This window comes from Acinetobacter sp. (genome assembly GCF_050285345.1).
Classification (GTDB): domain Bacteria; phylum Pseudomonadota; class Gammaproteobacteria; order Pseudomonadales; family Moraxellaceae; genus Acinetobacter.
Genome location: NZ_JBLZXR010000061.1, coordinates 16,760 through 35,336, shown reverse-complemented (window position 1 = coordinate 35,336; position 18,577 = coordinate 16,760). Strand labels below are relative to the sequence as shown.

Sequence of the window (18,577 nt, the reverse complement as noted above, 5' to 3'; positions counted from 1 at the left end):
TTCTATGACTTTATCTTTAAAATCTTTTGAATATCCCATATCTCTATTGTTCTATAGTTTTTAGGATTTGGCTATATTATTGAATTCTTCAATTTTGGTCTGGATAGAGCAACAGATTAAAGCCCACTTTGAAGTGAGCTTTTTGTGTGGAGTTTTTTTGAAGAGACAATGAATCATTTCCTAATTTAGATAATCCAGTGCAAGGTTTAACCAGTGCACTGGCTCAAAAATAAAGAAATAAAAAGGGGCTCAATCGAATTAAATGACGTTACGGATTGCTTGGGTAAACTCATTTGGACATTCGATATTTGAAATATGAGAAGCATTAATTTCAAATAATTGACTGTTTGGAATACGATCAACCATAAATTGGCCATCTACAACTGTGGTTACAGGGTCTTGTTGACCAGCGATCACCAAAACAGGTACCTTAATATTTTTTAATTCTTCACGTAAATCAGCTTTAGCCAAAGCTTCGCAACAGCTTGCATAACCTTCTGCGCTGCCAGCTGCTAAGTCGTTACTTAAAGATTCTACAATTGCTGCTTGGCTTTGGATAAAGCGTTCGGTGAACCAGCGTGATGCAGCCGTTGCTGCAATGGGCTGTAAACCTTGTTCACGTACCAATGCGGCACGCTCATTCCATGCTTGTTCTTGACCGACTTTTGCTGCGGTATTGCATACAATCACATGGTTAAAATATTCGGGTTTATGGATGGCAAGCCACTGACCTGTGAGTCCGCCCATTGAAATTCCACAGAAACTGGCTTTTTTAACATTTAAATGATCCAGCAGATTGCTCACATCTTGACCCAATTGTTCTATGGTATATGGACCTTGAGGTGCAGAAGATGCACCGTGGCCGCGGGTATCGTAGCAAATCACAAAAAAATCATTTTGCAGCGCATCGATTTGCGGCTGCCACATGCTGTATTTTGTGCCGAGCGAATTTGAAAAGATAATTGCTGGCTTGTTGGCATCACCAAATGTTTGGTAGTTAATTTCGGCATCGTTGGATGTAAATGTTGGCATATTCTTTTCCTTTTAATCCTTCTTCTCTCTCCTTTTAAAAAGGAGAGAGAAGAAATCAATTTCTTAAACGCGTTCAATAATCAGCGCAATGCCTTGACCGACACCAATACACATTGAACACAGTGCATATTGACCATTTGTTGCTTCAAGCTGATTTAATGCGGTTGTAACCAAACGCGCGCCCGATGCACCGAGTGGATGACCAATTGCAATTGCACCGCCATTTGGGTTTACTTTTTCTGAACCATCAGCTAAACCGAGATCACGAGTGACGGCTAAAGCTTGCGCTGCAAAAGCTTCATTCAGCTCAATTACATCCATTTGCTCAAGTGTTAAGCCTGTTTGAGCAAGCAATTTTTTAATCGCAGGTGCAGGGCCAAAACCCATAATGCGCGGTTCAACACCAACAGTGGTTGCACCAATAATTTTGGCACGCGCCTTTAAGCTGTACTTTTCAACTGCATCCTCTGATGCAATGAGCAGGGCAGCAGCACCATCGTTAATACCTGAAGCATTGCCTGCCGTTACCGTACCGTCTGCCTTCACTACAGGTTTTAATTTGTTTAAGCCTTCCAGTGTGGTTGAAGCGCGAGGATGTTCATCGGTATCAACCACAATCGCATCGCCTTTACGCTGTGGAATCGTCACGGCAATGATTTCTTTTTTGAAGAAACCTTTGGCTTGCGCCGCTGCTGTGCGCTGTTGGCTGGTCAAAGCAAATTGATCTTGATCGGCACGGTTAATGTTGAATTGTTCCGCGACATTTTCAGCCGTTTGCGGCATGGTATCTACACCATACATTTCTTTCAGTTTTGGATTAATAAAACGCCAGCCCATGGTGGTGTCTTCAAGTTTCTGAGCACGACCAAAAGCAGAATCAGATTTACCCATAACCAAGGGTGCACGGCTCATGCTTTCTACACCGCCAGCGATAATTAAATCTGCTTCGCCTGCTTTGATTGCACGTGCTGCCATAGCTACAGCATCTAAAGATGAACCACATAAACGGTTTACTGTAGTTGCAGGGACTTGATAGGGCACACCTGCCAAAAGTGCAGACATACGACCGACATTTCGGTTATCTTCACCCGCTTGGTTGGCACAGCCAAAAATGACATCGTCTACCAATTCCCAATTCACTGATGGATTGCGTTCCATCAATGCTTTGATGGGTAATGCGCCAAGATCGTCTGCACGGACGGGTGCAAGACCGCCTGCATAACGTCCGAATGGGGTGCGGATGGCATCAATAATGTATGCGTTTTTCATTTTAAATATTGTCCTTTAATCCATGTCTGGCTAAATTCGACCAATTCACTATAGGTATTTCGCGTTGGCGACATGGATGTCGCCTCGTTGAACAGGGGGGTAAGGATGCCTCCTCTGTTCAACAAAGATTTTTGTTACTTTTCATCTTTGAAAAGTAAGGTAATCGCCTATACAAAAATCTTCTGAGCATTGTCGTAATTTGCGGCAATGCTAATTTTATGGATGAGTTGCATCAATCAATTTTGCACCTGTCATTGACTGCAATTCATCAAATGAAAGGCCTTCAACTTTCTCAATCACTTTCATCCCTTCCGCAGTCACATCAATCACGCAAAGGTCAGTATAAACGCGGTCTACGCATTTCAGGCCTGTTGCGGGGTAGGTCAATTCAGCAACGATTTTCGGTTCGCCTTTTTTCGTTACATGATCAGTGGTAATGAAGACTTTTTTCGCACCAACCGCTAAATCCATTGCACCACCGACTGCAGGAATCGCATCTGGTGCGCCTGTATGCCAGTTTGCAAGGTCACCATTTTCAGCAATTTGGAATGCGCCCAATACCGCAATATCTAAGTGACCACCACGCATCATGGCAAATGAATCACCGTGATGGAAAAAAGCACCGCCAGTGAGCATAGTGACAAATTCTTTGCCCGCATTGATCAGTTCAGGGTCTTCTTCACCTTTTGCCGGTGGTGGACCGAATGCCAATAAACCATTTTCAGAGTGTAGAAATACATCTTTGTCTGAAGGTAAGTAATTTGAAATCTTCGTCGGTAAACCGATGCCCAAGTTGACATAAGCGCCATCAGGAATGTCTCGCGCCACACGTTCAGCAATTTGATCACGGCTTAATTTGGTATAACTCATTTTTAAATCTCCGTATCCAATTATTGAGCAGGTTTAACTTGAACAACGTGTTGAACAAAAATCCCTGGGGTGATGATATGTTCTGGATCAAGCGCGCCAAGTTCTACCACTTCCGACACTTGCGCAATGGTTACATCTGCCGCCATGGCCATGATTGGGCCAAAGTTACGTGCAGATTTTCGGTACACCAAGTTGCCCCAGCGGTCGCCTTGCTGTGCTTTGATTAAAGCGAAGTCAGCACGAATCGGGTTTTCCAAAACATAATCTTTACCTTCATAGTTCATGGTTGGTTTGCCTTCTGCCAGCAACGTACCAAAACCTGTAGGTGTATAAATTGGGCCAAGTCCCATGCCGGCAGCTTGAATACGGCACGCTAAGTTGCCTTGCGGTACCAGTTCAAGTTCAATTTTTCCTGCACGGTACAGCTCGTCAAATACCCATGAATCGGACTGGCGCGGGAATGAACAAATGATTTTACGCACTGCACCAGATTTTAGGAGTTTGGCTAAACCATAGTCGCCGTTGCCTGCATTGTTGTTGACAATAACTAGGTCTTTGATGCCAAGTTCAATCAGGCCATCAATCAGTTCCGCAGGCTGTCCTGCTGTACCGAAACCGCCAATCATGACGGTTGAACCGTCTTTAATCTGGGAAAGGACTTCCACAAGGGAAGTTGAACTTTTATCAATCATATGGCTAACCCTATCTGCATTTTCATGAATTGCTATGCGTAAATATCGCTTCAAAATACTTATGCATAAAAATTATGGTGTTGTCATCACTTTAAAAATTGAGCCTTCATTTGAAGCTTTGCTGTTGAATCATTCAGCTATGAATAGCAGTTTCTAAAATGGATTCAAACCACTCTAAGGTATTAGAGTGGTTTGATTTTTTTATCAGCTGTCATCTTCACGAATTGAAGAAGGATGACGGTTCAAGGCTGTCACTTGAATATCCATGTAAGGATAGAGCGGTAAGCCTTGCAGAATATTGTGCAACTCTTCATTGCTCTCAACATCAAAAATACTGATGTTGGAATATTGACCAGTAATACGCCAAATATGACGCCATTTGCCTTGTCGCTGCAAATCTTGAGAATAAGCCTTTTCAACCGCTTTAATTTCATTGGCTTTATCGCTTGGCATATCTAACGGGATATTAACGTCCATTTTGACTTGGAAAAGCATGATGTCTCCTTCAATTATTGACGACGTAAGTTGTCGATTTTGTCTTGATCCAATTCAATACCTAAGCCTAAACCTGTTGGGATTTTCAGCTCAAAATTTTCGTATTGAAGTGGAGTTTTTAAAATTTGTTCAGTCAGCAGCAATGGACCAAATAATTCAGTGCCGTACGCTAAATTGCTGAAGGTTGAAAATACGTGTGCAGAAGCAATCGTGCCGACAGGGCCTTCCAGCATGGTGCCGCCGTACAGGTCGATACCTGCAAGATTGGCAATTTTCCCAACTTCACAGCCTTCAATTAAACCGCCTGATTGTGCAATTTTGACGGCAAAAACAGAGGCTGCATTGCGTTTTGCCAATTCATAGGCGCTTTGCGGACCCATTAGGGATTCATCTGCCATGATGGCGATATCGAATTTGCGGGTTAAGCGCTCCATGGCATCGATATTATTGATCGCGCAAGGCTGCTCAATCAGGTCAACACCGCCATCTTGCAGCATTTGAATGCCTTTAATCGCAGTCAATTCAGACCAAGCGCGATTGACATCGACACGAATGGAAACGTCATTACCCAAGGCTTTTTTGATCGCCAGTACATGTTCAACATCTTGTTCCACAGGGCGTGAACCAATTTTGAGTTTGAACACATTGTGACGTTTGCTGGCAATCATTTTTTGCGCTTCAGCAATGTCTTTTTCAGTATTACCAGAAGCCAGCACCCATAAGACTGAAATACTGTCACGCAAACGGCCGCCTAACACTTCACTTAAAGGCAAGCCTAGGCGCTGCGCTTGAATATCTAATAAAGCCGTTTGAATAGCGCATTTCGCAAAACGGTTGCCATTAATATTACGGTTAATGATTTGCATCGTTTGTGCGACGTTTAAACCATTTAAGGTTTTTAATAAGGGCGCAAAATAGGTTTCAATATTGGTTTTAACACTTTCAGGACTTTCTTCGCCATAGCCTAAGCCACCAATTGTGGTCGCTTCGCCCCAGCCGATAAAGCCGTCTTCCGTGCTTACTTTCACCAGTACTAAGGTTTGTGTTTGCATTGTTGCAACCGCCATCTTATGCGGACGGATGGTTGGGATCTCAACAAGCAATGTTTCTATGGACTTATACATTGCAAATCTTTCTTCAGTGTTAATCTGTTTATATACCCTAAGTTAATGTAATATCTTAAACCAGAGCCAAATCGGTATTTTTGAATACTTAAAAGGTATATAAATGGAATTAAGACATCTACGCTATTTTGTGACGGTGGTAGAAGAGCAAAGCATCACCAAAGCGGCCGAAAAGTTGTGCATTGCCCAGCCGCCTTTGAGCCGGCAAATTCAAAAGTTAGAAGAAGAATTAGGCATTACTTTATTTGAACGTGGGTCTCGTCCAGTCAAAGCGACCGAGGCAGGTATGTTCTTTTATGAGCATGCTGTGCAGATTTTAACTCATACCGCACAAGCGACTTCCATGGCTCAGCGTATCAATGCTGTAGATAAAACAGTGCGAATTGGTTATGTCAGTTCATTGCTGTATGCCTTGTTGCCGCAAATCATCTATTTATTTCGACAGCGTCATCCAGACATTCATGTGGAATTAATCGAGTGCGGAACACGCGATCAGATTGAAGCCTTAAAAGCCGGTAAAATTGATATCGGTTTTGGGCGTTTAAGATTAACTGACCCATCTATTAAGCGCCTCTTATTGCGCAAAGAACGGCTTAAACTGGCGGTGCATAAAAATCATCATTTGGCAGAGTTTATCGATAGCGGTGTGTATTTATCGCAAATTCTCGATGAGTCGATTTTTTCTTATCCAATCACGCCGAAACCTAATTTTTCAACTTTGATTCAGTCTATTTTTACGGAATTGGGTTTGGTGCCGAAAAAGCTGATCGAAGTGCGTGAAATCCATTTAGCGCTCGGTTTGGTGTCTTCTGGTGAGGGGATTTGTTTAATTCCTGAAAGCGCCAGTGATATTGGGATGAAAAATTTAATCTATATTCCAATTTTAGATTTGGAAGCTTATAGCCCAATTTCTTTGTCAGTTCGGAATATGGATCAGAGCGCCTATATTCCTAATATTTTAGAATGCATTAGACAAGTGTTTGAGGAAGAAGGGAGACCGATTCAGCTGAATGAAGATTAATGTGGTGCAATGAGTTTGACACCCATATTATCCATGCAGTTGCTTCAAAATCTCCCGATAATTTCTCTATAGTAATGACACTGGCGCTAAATCCTTCGTCCTTAAATGCTGTGCAATGTACTGTAGCTCTTGTTCGTCATTGATCAAACCTTGCTGAATGGTTTCAATTTGCTCTTGAATATTGGTCAGTACCCTTTGGCACTGCGCAATAACCTCATCGGTATAGCGGTCAAGTTGCTGCCATAAGCCTTGTGAAATTTCGCGATATAAGCGGTCATGGCCAATGGCTAAAATGTCTTTACCATCGTCTGTATAAATGATTTCATAGGTCAGATGCTCAGCGGGCTGCAAGGGTTCGAGCGGTGCATGATGCAGCTGATAATCAACCAAATGACTCGAAATCTGCTGTGATAGAAGCTGTTGCGCCTGCTGTGTCAGTGCGCTATACAGTTCATTCACAGCTTGCTGCTCAGCATATTGTTCCAATAGGCTCGGCAAGCTTGCAATCATGCTGCGCCATGTTTGCGTCATGATCTGCTCTTTGTGCTGCGCCAATGCATTACTGGCATTGTCTAGATGCTGTTGCAATTGATGCAGTTGCGGTACAACTTCCAACTGTAAAGGCGCTAAGATTTGTTCCTGCAAATGATGCAGCAAGGCTTCCGCAGGTTTGCGCTGTTTATAGGCCAAAGCAGGTTGAATCAAATGCAGCAGTGCATCAAATAAACGGTTAAAGCCGGCACTTTGCATGGCTTGATCATCGAAGTCCGCATTTTTCAGCATTTGCGAAGAAGTTGAAATCGGGGATTGCAGCAAGACAGGATCAACCTGCATGTCGATGAGCTGATCAATCGCGCGGGTATGCACATCGGTTTCTTGCAGATAACGTTGATCAGTATTTTTATTGCATAAGACTTGGCAAATATCGCCATCCACTTCATCTTCTTCAAAATAATCACTGCGGGTAATCACGGGCAATAACGGTTTGTGTCGGCGTAACTCCTGCCCTAGAGCCGCCAATTCTTTGACCTGACCGGGGGAGGATGAACTGCTTAACCACAGTACGCCATCGGCACTGTCCAAAAAGCGTTGGGTCAATGCGGCATTTTCTGGTGTAACTGAATGCAGGCCCGGGGTGTCGAGCAAAATCAAATTTTTGCCGAGACAAACCCCTTGTAAGCGTGTGGTAGTTTCAGTCGCGCCTTCCTTAAAGTGCTCGTGGCTTTCAATAATTTCACCCGCATCGAGATAAAAATAGTCAACACTTTGCTGCCGTCTGCGAAAACATTCAGCCAATACATTACATAATGAACTTTTACCTGCGTTGAATTTTCCAAAAATCAGCAAAATAATTTTATCGTCAAAATGCGCTGCAACCGATTGCGCAGCTTGCAGCGTCTCTAATTGCGCTTCCCAATTGTCAAGGTAATGTTCGAGCTGTGCATTGAGGGCGGCGATGTCTTGAGCTATTGGGCTGTGAAAAACCAGTCCGCTGCTATTTAGGCGCTGATGATTAAGATTGATCGCCAATTGCTGATGCCAAGCCTGCATTTTATTTAAATGCAGCAGGATGTTTTGCTCTGGCTGATCAAAAGCTTCGGTGGCATGAATCAAGGTTTGAATCGGGTCATGGATCATGATGCAAGCTCCAAATTGGCTGAGGCCTGTTGGGCTTGTTGGATCTGTTGAAGTTGCTGTTGCAAGTCTTGTAATTGCTCTTTCAAATGCATCCGATCAGCGGAGACTTCAAAATAATGGGCAAATTCACGGTGTAAACGCTGACGTCCTGATTCGTCCTCAAAAATAAGCTTTAAGTCTTTGCGCAGTTTGACCGAAATCCCCATCACCGCAACCATGACCGTGTCCAGACTGCGGACATTGCTTTTTTGTGTATCCGGCAAACCGACCACGCCGTAGCGCACCAAATGGCTATTGATATCGATGCAGGCACGGGAATACGCCACTTGAATGCGGTTGCGATCACGTTTTCCTGCGGTCACTTTATACATATTGGCAAAGGAGTCAGGTTCTAGAGAATCATCCTGTCCAGAAACGTGCAGAATCGGTTGTAAGTCTTCACGGACTTTATCCAGAACTTGATTCAGATCATGCTCAAAGGTTTGGCGTTGATGGTCTAGAGTTGCGCTGAGTTGCTGAATATTGGCCTGAGTGGTTTGTTGCAGCTGCGACAATTGTGCTGTGAGATCCGTAAAGATTTTATTTTTTTCAAATTGGCGGACAGCGGGCACTTTTTCAATCATGCGGCTGAGTGTTTGTTGTAACTCAGGGATGCCGCTGCGTTGTACCAGCAGTGCTTTAGAATTTTCTATACCTTGACGATGACGTGTTGCTGACACAGGCAGAACAGTGGCAGCCGGCGCTTGTTTTTGAATACTGTCAATAATGTGCGTTAAAACAGCTGGATCTGGGATCTGGTCAATTTGAGTCAGCACTAAAACGCTTTGGCGCTGGGTTTGTGTAGCATCATGTTCGAATTGCTGAAATAACTGGAGTTCATAAGGATCAAATTCACCCTCACGTACTGAATGGATCATTAAGCGGATATCGGCTTTATTCCACATGGCATCTTGGGCATGTTGATCATCGAGTGTCGCCACATCGGCATCCAAGCCGGGCGCATCTAACCAACGGATATTGTGCTGCAGATGTTCGGACAAGGTTGTAGTTTCTCGCTTATCTGCAACCGAGAAAATATCATCGCCAATCAGTTCATTTAACAGCCGGCTTTTACCATGGTTATATTTACCAATTACCGTCACTGTTGGGAGTTGGCCTGCTTGTACGATGGCGCGCAGTCGAGTCAAAGGCAGGTTGTATGTAGGGAGAACAGCTAAAATTTCATGGGTCGCTGCCTCAAAAGTATGAATATCCATATTTATATCTTTTCCATAAAATAAATCAGGCTAAGCTGTGACAGCTAGCCTGATTTCAAGATTCAAAATATTACTTTTTACTGCATCAAGCTTGCAGGCGAGGGCGGTCGACCACTTGGTTATCGACACCATCGACAAGACGGCTGAGTTTCAGGTCAAATACCATTTCAGCAAATGGACCTTCAACGCCATTGGCTTGGCTTGCTGCTGCATCTGTATGTTCAACCGCTTCAACTACCAAACCTTCACGGGTTGCATAAGCAAAGTCATCATAAGTGTACGGGTCGCCAGCCACGTTGATTTGCGTTGTCAGTTTACGATGACCGTCCGCAGACACGAAGAAGTGGATGTGTGCAGGGCGGTTACCGTGGCGGCCTAATTGATTCAGCAATTGCTGTGTTGGACCTTCTGGTGGGCAGCCATAACCTGCTGGTAGAATTGTTTGTACACGATAATGACCTTGTGCATCGGTCATAATGGTACGGCGCATGTTGAATGGTGTTTGTTCGCCAGTTGGGTCAAAGTGTGAATAGAAACCTTTGGTATTGGCATGCCAAATTTCAACTTGTGCATTTGGAATCGGTTGACCGTCTGCATTGTAAATTGTGCCATGCAAAATGAGCGTATGACCATTTGGATCACTGCCATCATCCATGCGGGCAAAACCTTGTGATACAGGCGCACCAGCAACATAAAGAGGGCCTTCAATAGTACGCGGTGTTGGGTTGTCAATGCCTAATGCTGCATCGGCTGCATCCATGCGCATATCTAAGAAATGATCAAAACCTAAACCTGGAGAAAGTAAGCCCGCTTCATGACTTGTACCCAATTGGTTGATATAGGCAATTGCAGCCCAATATTCGTCAGATGTAATGTCTAAATCTTCAATGGTTTTAAATAAGTCAGAAACCACACGGTGAATGATTTGTTTAGTACGCGGGTTTCCACCTTCTTGCTCAAGTCCGCTGAGCAAGTTGATAAAGTTCTGTACTTCTTCCGTGTCGAAAATTCTAACATTTGCGTCTGTCATGGCGATCTCCTTAATATTGCCATCATGCTGGCTTTCACATCATATTTTTTAAACCATTTGATGAGTGAAGCTTGCATCGATCCTGATACTGTTTATTGAATGATTGTTGATATATACCTTAATTTAAATGTAATACCCTTATCTAGTCTCGTTCTGGTATCTTTAAATACTAAAAAGGTATATTGATTTTAGGGACTTACGGATTGAGCGCAAAAGTAAATCCCGTCTATACATCCTGTGTTAAAAAGCCCAAACAAACTTTAAGTAGCTGGTATGTCCTTCGGGGCGATTTTCCACCTTGGTTTCTTTTAAATACTTGGCTTCAATCGACCAGTTTTTATCTTGATACTGTAACGCAGGACCTACGGCCAAGACTTGTCCTCGCATGCCAATATTTTCATCTCGTAATTTGTCGGACTTGGTTTGTTTAAAGGCATAGCCTTCCACAGCAACTTTGACATGCTCTGTCAGCTTATAGCCCACGCTGTAATCACCCGCAAAATACTCTCCAGATTGATAATGGGTGTCGTCATTTTCATCATTAAAGCTGTACGACAGTTTGGTGGAAATGTCTAAACCATTTGCGGGTGCATAGGTATAGGCAATAATCGGGCGAATGGTGTTGTAATTCTTACCAATATTGGCAACCACGGGCTGCGTTGCGGTAGGCGTATCATATTTTCCTGTCGCGACCACACCTTCAATTGCACCGATCCAGTGGTGGTTGCCACTGTGCCAACCGAGCATTGAACCGACAATTAAATCACCGAGGGCACTGTTCTGATCGGACATACCTGCGGCGCTGAGCCTGAGATCAACAAACGGCTGTGCGGCATAGAAGCCGAGTTGCCCACCCAGATAATTTTGTTCTGTCATCCAGACCAAACGCGGAATAATAGCATTCACATCTAAATGAAAATTTGGAGGGCCATTGTCCATCTGACTGGCATGATAGTTTTGATAATAAGTGAGTAAGTAAACACCCGGTGGTGGTAATGCACCGGCCATCATGCCTTCAGCACCTAGGGCAAAGGAATCGGCACCATTTTCTGTTGCAAATGCCAATGTACTGCTCAAGCCCATGAGCAGGGGCAAAGAGAGTTTTAAAGTCAGTTTTTTCATAGAAAATCCTTTTCAATGATGTTGTGATGACACAGGTTGAGGTCGATAGCGTAGCAATAAAATGTTTATGGCTTGTTCACTCCGAATGCTCTGGAACGGACATGCAACAGAGCATTCGAAAGCAGGAGAACCCATAAAAATCGGTTCCATGTATCGAAATCTTAAACACCTTTCAGCCATCGCCGTGATGCATTAAATGTGTTTGAATAAGGCTGATCGAGCGGTTGCTGTAGCACCGTCTGCTGCACTTAAGAAGCGTTCGGTATGAATATCTTTTTCAAATAAACGGCTTTGCATTAAGGTTGAAATTGCTGCATCAATCATCGGCGGTGGGCCGCAGAGATAAGCTTTGTGTCCACTGCACTTATTTTCAAAATAATCAGCCACCGCTTCGTGCACATAACCTGTAAAACCCGTCCAGTTATCTTCAGCTTTAGGTGCATTGAGCGCTGGGATATAACGGAAGTTTGGATAGTCCTTGGTCAGTTGCTCGAAGATGTCACGGTTATAAAGTTCAGCCACATCACGCGCACCTTGGAAGAGGTAAATGGTTCGGGAATCACTTTGCTCTAATAAATCCAAAATCATTGATTGTGGACTGGACAGGCCTGAACCACCGGCGATAAAAATGACGTCTTTTTCATCAGACTTGCGGACAAAGAATTGTCCATAAGGCCCTGAGATATCCAGTTCATCACCAACTTGCAGGGATTCGTGTACATAGGTGGTTGCAGCGCCGCCTTGGACTTGGCGAATATGCAATTCAATCACGCCGGATTCACTTGGTGAGTTGGCAATTGAAAAAGCACGTGTTCCTTCAATATCGGGAAATTGAATATTGATGTATTGACCAGCCTGAAAATCCATTGCACGGTCAATCTGCAAGCGGACTCCTTTAATGGTCGGTGATAGGTCTTTAATGTCTAAGACTTTGGCTTGGTAGTCCTGAACCAAATAGCCCAAGAAATCTTCATCCTCATCTATATCCGCTTCAATCACCATGTCAGATTCTGGCTTGCAGCAGCAGGCCAAAACCTTATTTTCTTCACGTTCAATGTCCATCAATGCAAAAGGTGATGCCTCGCCGACGTCATAAAAACCATCGGTGACCTGAACTTTACAGGTCCCGCAAGTGCCGTGCCCACAGGCGAAGGGCAACCATACCCCTTGGCGTAAAGCCGCATCTAAAATGGTTTGATCTTCTTCCACTTCAATGGTCATGCCCACAGGTTCAATCGTGACTTGATAACTCATGGTGCGTCTCCTTTATACATGCGTGCCGTTGTAGCCATCTAGGCCAGGTGTTACGAAACGCAGGAGTGATTTATGATCAAAACCTAAATCAGCCAAAGACTTAGAAAAATCTACATCAGTTAATAATTGACGATTTAAGGTGAATTGCACTTTTGACCAATCTATATGTTCAAAGTCGGGATGTTGATTGAAACCAGTCTGAATTTGCTGATCAATCAAATCCTGTAAACTTTGTTGCGGTGAAACTACAAAAGCATGTGCAGCGCAAAATAGCGTGTGATGATCCCAACCCACATAGAGCAACATGTTGTCGCCGTAATTTTTTTGTGCGTCAAGTGCATCAAATTCATAATGTTGTTGAATGGCTTGTACTGGCATGAGAAAACTCCTAAATTCCTTGAGTGTGAAGCCATCTCAAATAGTTGATCGATGAGATGACTTCTGATCCTTTATTCTTTAAGCGACGTGGCCTTTCCATTTTCTCCAACGCTCTTGGTCTGGAGAACCTTCAATATCGAGGTTGTCTGCGCCAACGTTAAAGTTGTAATAGTCACGTAAAATACTTTCTAAATCAGGGCCACCGCAGTTGCCTTGTAAGATTTGATTCACTGGCAGCCAAGCTTGAATATATTTTTCAGGTTCACGTTCAAAAATGTCATGACAGCCGTCTGAACAGGTGTGATAACGCTCACCTTTATAAATACTGTCACGATAACTGAATATGGTCGGGTCGCCATTCATTTCCGTAAAGGTCATTGGAATCTGACAGATTTGGCACAGTTGTGGTAAGCCATTGCTATAGAAGCGTTTACCTTCAGCTTCCAACTTACGTGCCAGTTCCCATTTCGGACGGTAATACTTGTCGAAGGTGTCTGGATATTTTTCAGATAACCAATCCATTTCTTCGTCGGTTGGAATCCACGTATGGAAACCGGCAGCATGGCCAAAGTTGTAGAAAATCCACCATGCTTGATGTGAGATATGCTCTTTTTCTTTCACAATCACGTCGGAATATTTCGGCATGCGAATACCGTAACGGCTGAGGTCTTTAAACAATGCACCACCAGCTTCTTCGAAATAGGTTTCCCACGCTTCTTTCCATGACATGACTTTGTTTGGCAGCATGTAATCCATCATCATGCCGACAATCGACAGCAGGCGAGTACCACGCCAGAACCATTTATCAATCCATTCCTGTACGATTGGCACGTTGTCTTCGTGTTGTTCCAATAGGAATTTGACGATTTCCAAACCTAAGGTCATATGGCGTGCTTCATCGGACTGTGCACTGAAACCAAAGGTTACGGTGGCCATATCGCCGTTATACGCCGCGCCAGACATAAATGGCACGAACAATAAGTTGGTCAGCACATATTCAAAGGAGAAACTAATTGCGAGTAAGAACTCAAATGGCCCAGCAGAACGTGCATCTTCAAAGAATGATTTTGGAACCGACAAATACCAAACGCGGTCATGCATGTGCGCCCAATCTTGGAAGCCATCAAAGAACTTGTTGTAATGGCTCATAGCATGGATTTGGGTTTGTACATGACGTAGTTCATCAATCGATTGCATTTGTGATGCAATACGCGTACCGATGCCGCTAAATTGACGGCCCACATGCGCATAGCCTTGATAAGCTTGATATTCCAACGGGGTTACTGCTGTTAAAAACAGTTTGATGGCATTTAAATAGCGTTCATTACTGACATTCATTTGTCCATTATTTTGTGCAAAGGCATCAAAAATGGCATACAGTTTTTTCTCTTTTTCCGCCTGATATTTCCAGTACGAATCCATGGTTAAACGGAACGGATCTTCCCATTTTGACCAGTCGGTGATTTTAATGCCTTCAAACTCTTCGTATGGAAAAGCATCTTTACGATCTGCATAGGAAAATTCCCAGTCCAGATCACGGGTCAGCATACGGTAACGGTCTTTGGCATTCAGTTTTTTAGTTGCTGTTTTTGCAGCAGTTTTGGTGTTTTTAACATCGGTATTCATGTTGATCATCCTGTTCAATATCTAAATACGGTGGCGTAGAAGCGGCCTAAATTTTTAATTCCATTTCAGGGTGAAGCTGTCGTCATCTTCATCGACGTTGCCACCCAATGTGATCATGTTGAGTTGTAGCTCTTGAATGTCCCAATCTTGTCCAAGTTTTTCAGAAACGGTTTCTGCACGGATAGTCAGAGCTGAGGTACTTTCGACTCGGATCATGGCCGGCAAGTACTGAATCGTGGCATCAGGATTGTCCTGCTCAATCGCTTCAATGATGTAGCGCGAGGTATCATTATCTTGTAATGCTAAATAAACTTTAGACGTCATGTCGGCTCTTCCTTATGCTGCTGAATCAATTAAAACAAACCCTGCTTTTTTGCTGCGCTCAAAAATGATATTGAGTGCATTATCGATGGAAGCGTCAGGGAGTGCTGCTTCTGCCCAAGCGCTAAAAGCCTGTTTGATTTGTGGCAGTAATTCTGCGATCCACGTTTGAATCAGAGCTTTATTGTCCTCAGACTCTGCTGCTGCGGTTTTTAAAACCGTATCAGACCATTTTCTTAAGTCAGTCAGACAGTCCTTCATAAATTCAGTCAAAATGGCAATATCTCGACCACCATGTTCAACTAACCATTGATCTAAACGGCCAAATACCAGTTCTTGTAACATGCTATCGATCAGCAGGTTTTGCAGGACATAAAGCTTGAACCAGTCTTGCTCAGTAAGGCTGTGTTCGCAAAGTTTGCGCAAGGGCTGCCAAGCAGCATCATTTATCCAAGCCTCTTTGGCTTGTTGTAAGGATTCGCCTGTGTTGCCATCCAGCATTAAGCCAATACGCGAAATGTACTGCGCCATCCCCAGACGATCCATGGCAGCAAAAATACAGGCCTGAGTAATCACAGTGCCATAACCATAAGCGCTGCCTGACATCATGTGTAGGTTCGCCGTTTGTTCGACATAACGAAAAGGCAATAAATAGGTGATGATTTTTTGTTTCACGTCATCGCTTAGGTTTTCAACCAGCTGGCGTTTCTCAAAAAATGAATAATTACTTTCAGCAGTATCTTGCATACGCGCACGATGTTGCACATAGGCGCCATAATAAAATTGACGCGGGTCTTTAAAGGCATACCAGTCTTGCATTACTAAAGCGGTATGAGTGTGATCATTTAAAGTTTTGTCTGGTTTCCACAAGGGGCGGTAATGGAAGTTGGTTGCACCTTGTACATCAAAACTCACTTCTTGATAACGCGTCGCCGGCTTGCCGCCAAAACGGCGTTCGATATAGGCATAGGTTTGACGAATCGGTTCTAAGCTGGATGTTTTAATTTCTAAAGTCATTACGATCTCCTTGTAGACTTAAGCCTGATCATCTGGATCAGAATTGCGAGCATGATTTAAAACGGTGGGTTCAACGCCATAACGCCATTTATCTTCCTGAGCATCGTTCCAAGCCTGCTGTTCAGGGGTCATTTCAATGACATGGTTAATTTCACAAAAATGCTGGAATGCTTGTTGAGGAAGAATCAACTCAACAAAAAGCGTCGGGTCGTGAATTGCAAAATCAAATTCGACAAATTTGGCATTCCGGTCGCCGGTAATGCGGATATATTTGACCAGTGGAGTATTCTGTTTGGTGTCTACCATTTTGTTGTCCTTCGCATCAGCATCAAAAAATTGATCTAGAGCTTCATGCTCTTATGATGGGTTTGTTATATACATTCCAAAAGTCGTGCCAACTTTTTAAATAGTTGTTATTTAATGATTTATTTTTTATTTCAGTAAAAGCATGGAAAAATTTTAATGAAATGATGAATATCGACCGCAATCGGTTTCATCAAAAGAACAAAGAGCATGAAAATATAAAAATACAGCGCAGCTACTGACTATTTTGCTAAAACATATATGATTGATATAAAAGAAATTTATTAAAATACCTAAAAAGTATGAAAATATGTAAATAAGCTAGTAAAGCTTTTTAGTTGGAATTAGGTAAGATCAAGATTGCATTCACAATGACATATAGCCAAGGATGGATATTATGCCCAAAGCCAAAGATGTGAAGGTATATAAGCAGATACTCGAACAAAATAAAGATATTCAAGATTTACTCGATAAAATTGTGTTCGATACACGCCATGGACAGATCTGGTTTGATGAAAACCGGATGCTGCTTATGCATACCAATATTTTAGGTTTTCTACGTAAAGATCTGTTTGATATGTTGGGATGGGAGCGAACCAAACGCTTTTTTATTCGTTGTGGCTATCAGGCGGGTATGCGTGATGCAGAAGTGACTTCAAAGCTACGTCCGAATTTAAATGAAGCAGAAGCCTTTATGGCGGGACCGCAAATGCATGGTATTCGTGGCATGGTACAAGTCGAAGTGAATGAACTTCAATTGAGTCATGATGAACATCTATTTTATGCAGATTTCAATTGGTTAAACTCATTTGAAGCAGAAGTGCATTTAAGCGAATTTGGTGCTTCTGATGAACCTGCTTGTTGGATGCAATTGGGCTATGCATGTGGCTATAGCAGCTTTGTGATGGGACGAACTATTATTTATCAAGAAACCCATTGTGTCGCGCAAGGCGATGAGCACTGTCGAATTATCGGCAAACCTTTGGACGAATGGGAAAATGCGGATGAGCTGATTCGTTTTATGTCTCCCGATCCAGTTTCGGATGAAATTATTGCATTGCAATCTGAACTGAATGAATTAAAGAAAAATATTTATACCGAAGCGGAAAGTGATTACACCATGTTTAATGCCGTGGGTGAATCCGCTGCTTATCGTAAAGTCTGTGATTTACTAAAAAAGGCAGCAGGCAGTAAAGTGGCAGTTTTACTACAAGGTGAAACTGGCGTTGGGAAAGAAGCTTTTGCACGTGGCATCCATAATGGCAGTCAGCGCAAAGAGCAGCCTTTTGTGGCCGTCAACTGTGCGTGTATTCCACCAGACTTGATCGAATCTGAATTATTTGGGGTAGAAAAGGGCGCTTTTACTGGTGCAACACAATCGAGAATGGGGAAGTTTGAGCGTGCGCATGGCGGAACGATTTTCCTCGATGAAGTGATTGAGCTTTCGCCGCGCGCACAGGCCGCACTTTTACGTATGCTGCAAGAAGGTGAATTTGAACGGGTAGGAGATATCCGGACACGTCAAGCGGATGTCAGAATCGTGGCGGCGACCAATGAAGACTTGGAGCAAGCGGTAAAAGACGGAAAATTTAGGGCGGATTTGTATTATCGACTGAATATTTTCCCGGTGATTATCCCGCCTTTACGTGAGCGCCGTGAAGATATTCCGCTGCTAATCAACCACTTTTTGAGTCGTTTTGAAAATATGTACGACAAAACCTTAAAAGGGCTCAGTGATAAAGCTAAAAATTTTATGATGAAATATGATTGGCCTGGCAATATTCGAGAACTAGAGAATTTGCTAGAGCGAGCAACTTTACTGACCGATCATCAGCAAGAAATTAAATTGGACAGTTTATTCCCTCAGCATCAAGAGCAGGAGCGACAAGAGTTTATGCAACCATCTGCCTTTGACAATATCGAAGATTTATTCAATGAAAACTTTTCTTTGGATGTACTTGAGCAAGAGATTATTCGTACGGCTATGGATAAAAGTAATCAAAATGTCTCCGTTGCCGCGCGTCTATTAGGCGTGAGTAGGGCAACTTTAGATTATCGATTAAAGAAAATTGGCAAATCTTAGGATATGTTCCGATTTGGATTTACACTCAATGAACACACCTGCCAAA

The 18,577-nt window shown here is 43.1% G+C and carries 18 protein-coding genes; 2 read left to right on the top strand and 16 right to left on the bottom strand.

Annotated elements, in window-relative coordinates; translation table 11 throughout:
• Positions 1–258: 258 nt before the first annotated feature.
• From pcaD to ACN6OV_RS05830, 6 genes are all read right to left on the bottom strand, one after another.
• Positions 259–1,032: a 3-oxoadipate enol-lactonase gene (gene pcaD, locus ACN6OV_RS05855; RefSeq protein ID WP_427950660.1), complete on the bottom strand. Its 774-nt coding sequence runs from the start codon at positions 1,030–1,032 to the stop codon at positions 259–261.
• 63 nt (positions 1,033–1,095) lie between these two features.
• On the bottom strand, positions 1,096–2,301 hold the full coding sequence (gene pcaF, locus ACN6OV_RS05850; protein WP_427950657.1) for a 3-oxoadipyl-CoA thiolase: 1,206 nt from the start codon (positions 2,299–2,301) through the stop codon (positions 1,096–1,098).
• Positions 2,302–2,517: 216 nt separating this feature from the next.
• Entirely contained in the window at positions 2,518–3,171 is a 654-nt protein-coding gene (locus ACN6OV_RS05845) for a 3-oxoacid CoA-transferase subunit B (RefSeq protein ID WP_427950654.1), read from the bottom strand.
• A gap of 20 nt (positions 3,172–3,191) precedes the next feature.
• The gene (locus tag ACN6OV_RS05840) at positions 3,192–3,863 is read right to left on the bottom strand and encodes a 3-oxoacid CoA-transferase subunit A (RefSeq protein WP_374666061.1); all 672 of its coding nucleotides are present in this window, start codon (positions 3,861–3,863) and stop codon (positions 3,192–3,194) included.
• A gap of 204 nt (positions 3,864–4,067) precedes the next feature.
• Positions 4,068–4,358 (bottom strand): muconolactone Delta-isomerase, encoded by a 291-nt coding sequence (gene catC / locus ACN6OV_RS05835; protein WP_374666059.1) that lies wholly within the window; start codon positions 4,356–4,358, stop codon positions 4,068–4,070.
• 14 nt (positions 4,359–4,372) lie between these two features.
• Complete coding sequence (locus tag ACN6OV_RS05830; RefSeq protein WP_427950651.1) at positions 4,373–5,482, bottom strand: muconate/chloromuconate family cycloisomerase; 1,110 nt, start codon at positions 5,480–5,482, stop codon at positions 4,373–4,375.
• A 103-nt stretch (positions 5,483–5,585) separates the two neighbouring features.
• On the opposite strand from ACN6OV_RS05830, the gene catM reads away from it, so the two are divergent.
• Positions 5,586–6,503: a cis,cis-muconate-binding transcription regulator CatM gene (catM, locus tag ACN6OV_RS05825; RefSeq protein WP_427950648.1), complete on the top strand. Its 918-nt coding sequence runs from the start codon at positions 5,586–5,588 to the stop codon at positions 6,501–6,503.
• 66 nt (positions 6,504–6,569) lie between these two features.
• On the opposite strand, the gene ACN6OV_RS05820 is transcribed toward catM, so the two are convergent.
• The 10 genes from ACN6OV_RS05820 to ACN6OV_RS05775 form a co-directional block, all read right to left on the bottom strand.
• Positions 6,570–8,141: a dynamin family protein gene (locus tag ACN6OV_RS05820; protein ID WP_427950645.1), complete on the bottom strand. Its 1,572-nt coding sequence runs from the start codon at positions 8,139–8,141 to the stop codon at positions 6,570–6,572.
• Positions 8,138–9,397 (bottom strand): GTPase, encoded by a 1,260-nt coding sequence (locus ACN6OV_RS05815; protein ID WP_427950643.1) that lies wholly within the window; start codon positions 9,395–9,397, stop codon positions 8,138–8,140. The genes ACN6OV_RS05820 and ACN6OV_RS05815 overlap by 4 nt, the downstream gene beginning before the upstream one ends.
• An 85-nt stretch (positions 9,398–9,482) precedes the next feature.
• The gene (catA, locus tag ACN6OV_RS05810; protein WP_427950640.1) at positions 9,483–10,427 is read right to left on the bottom strand and encodes a catechol 1,2-dioxygenase; all 945 of its coding nucleotides are present in this window, start codon (positions 10,425–10,427) and stop codon (positions 9,483–9,485) included.
• A 240-nt stretch (positions 10,428–10,667) separates the two neighbouring features.
• Positions 10,668–11,549, bottom strand: a complete 882-nt coding sequence (locus ACN6OV_RS05805) for a SphA family protein (RefSeq protein ID WP_427950637.1) — start codon at positions 11,547–11,549, stop codon at positions 10,668–10,670.
• Between the two features lie 192 nt (positions 11,550–11,741).
• The gene (locus tag ACN6OV_RS05800; RefSeq protein WP_427950634.1) at positions 11,742–12,803 is read right to left on the bottom strand and encodes an NADH:ubiquinone reductase (Na(+)-transporting) subunit F; all 1,062 of its coding nucleotides are present in this window, start codon (positions 12,801–12,803) and stop codon (positions 11,742–11,744) included.
• 12 nt (positions 12,804–12,815) lie between these two features.
• Entirely contained in the window at positions 12,816–13,181 is a 366-nt protein-coding gene (locus tag ACN6OV_RS05795) for a phenol hydroxylase subunit P4 (protein WP_427950632.1), read from the bottom strand.
• A 78-nt stretch (positions 13,182–13,259) separates the two neighbouring features.
• Positions 13,260–14,807, bottom strand: coding sequence for an aromatic/alkene/methane monooxygenase hydroxylase/oxygenase subunit alpha (locus tag ACN6OV_RS05790; protein ID WP_427950629.1), 1,548 nt, complete (start codon positions 14,805–14,807; stop codon positions 13,260–13,262).
• 54 nt (positions 14,808–14,861) lie between these two features.
• Positions 14,862–15,131 (bottom strand): MmoB/DmpM family protein, encoded by a 270-nt coding sequence (locus tag ACN6OV_RS05785; RefSeq protein ID WP_374666106.1) that lies wholly within the window; start codon positions 15,129–15,131, stop codon positions 14,862–14,864.
• Positions 15,132–15,143: 12 nt separating this feature from the next.
• Positions 15,144–16,145 carry an aromatic/alkene monooxygenase hydroxylase subunit beta gene (locus ACN6OV_RS05780; RefSeq protein WP_427950626.1) on the bottom strand — a complete coding sequence of 334 codons (1,002 nt, stop codon included), beginning with the start codon at positions 16,143–16,145 and terminating at the stop codon, positions 15,144–15,146.
• Positions 16,146–16,163: 18 nt separating this feature from the next.
• Positions 16,164–16,451: a phenol hydroxylase subunit gene (locus ACN6OV_RS05775; RefSeq protein ID WP_427950624.1), complete on the bottom strand. Its 288-nt coding sequence runs from the start codon at positions 16,449–16,451 to the stop codon at positions 16,164–16,166.
• Positions 16,452–16,845: 394 nt separating this feature from the next.
• Here ACN6OV_RS05775 and mobR point away from each other — a divergent pair, with 394 nt between their 5' ends.
• Positions 16,846–18,531, top strand: a complete 1,686-nt coding sequence (mobR, locus tag ACN6OV_RS05770) for a phenol degradation transcriptional regulator MobR (RefSeq protein ID WP_427950621.1) — start codon at positions 16,846–16,848, stop codon at positions 18,529–18,531.
• Positions 18,532–18,577: the final 46 nt, after the last annotated feature.

Bases quoted from the DNA above. Each gene is read 5' to 3' on its own strand.
- pcaD (WP_427950660.1), bottom strand. From the start codon at position 1,032: ATGCCAACATTTACATCCAACGATGCCGAAATTAACTACCAAACATTT.
- pcaF (WP_427950657.1), bottom strand. From the start codon at position 2,301: ATGAAAAACGCATACATTATTGATGCCATCCGCACCCCATTCGGACGT.
- ACN6OV_RS05845 (WP_427950654.1), bottom strand. From the start codon at position 3,171: ATGAGTTATACCAAATTAAGCCGTGATCAAATTGCTGAACGTGTGGCG.
- ACN6OV_RS05840 (WP_374666061.1), bottom strand. From the start codon at position 3,863: ATGATTGATAAAAGTTCAACTTCCCTTGTGGAAGTCCTTTCCCAGATT.
- catC (WP_374666059.1), bottom strand. From the start codon at position 4,358: ATGCTTTTCCAAGTCAAAATGGACGTTAATATCCCGTTAGATATGCCA.
- ACN6OV_RS05830 (WP_427950651.1), bottom strand. From the start codon at position 5,482: ATGTATAAGTCCATAGAAACATTGCTTGTTGAGATCCCAACCATCCGT.
- catM (WP_427950648.1), top strand. From the start codon at position 5,586: ATGGAATTAAGACATCTACGCTATTTTGTGACGGTGGTAGAAGAGCAA.
- ACN6OV_RS05820 (WP_427950645.1), bottom strand. From the start codon at position 8,141: ATGATCCATGACCCGATTCAAACCTTGATTCATGCCACCGAAGCTTTT.
- ACN6OV_RS05815 (WP_427950643.1), bottom strand. From the start codon at position 9,397: ATGGATATTCATACTTTTGAGGCAGCGACCCATGAAATTTTAGCTGTT.
- catA (WP_427950640.1), bottom strand. From the start codon at position 10,427: ATGACAGACGCAAATGTTAGAATTTTCGACACGGAAGAAGTACAGAAC.
- ACN6OV_RS05805 (WP_427950637.1), bottom strand. From the start codon at position 11,549: ATGAAAAAACTGACTTTAAAACTCTCTTTGCCCCTGCTCATGGGCTTG.
- ACN6OV_RS05800 (WP_427950634.1), bottom strand. From the start codon at position 12,803: ATGAGTTATCAAGTCACGATTGAACCTGTGGGCATGACCATTGAAGTG.
- ACN6OV_RS05795 (WP_427950632.1), bottom strand. From the start codon at position 13,181: ATGCCAGTACAAGCCATTCAACAACATTATGAATTTGATGCACTTGAC.
- ACN6OV_RS05790 (WP_427950629.1), bottom strand. From the start codon at position 14,807: ATGAATACCGATGTTAAAAACACCAAAACTGCTGCAAAAACAGCAACT.
- ACN6OV_RS05785 (WP_374666106.1), bottom strand. From the start codon at position 15,131: ATGACGTCTAAAGTTTATTTAGCATTACAAGATAATGATACCTCGCGC.
- ACN6OV_RS05780 (WP_427950626.1), bottom strand. From the start codon at position 16,145: ATGACTTTAGAAATTAAAACATCCAGCTTAGAACCGATTCGTCAAACC.
- ACN6OV_RS05775 (WP_427950624.1), bottom strand. From the start codon at position 16,451: ATGGTAGACACCAAACAGAATACTCCACTGGTCAAATATATCCGCATT.
- mobR (WP_427950621.1), top strand. From the start codon at position 16,846: ATGCCCAAAGCCAAAGATGTGAAGGTATATAAGCAGATACTCGAACAA.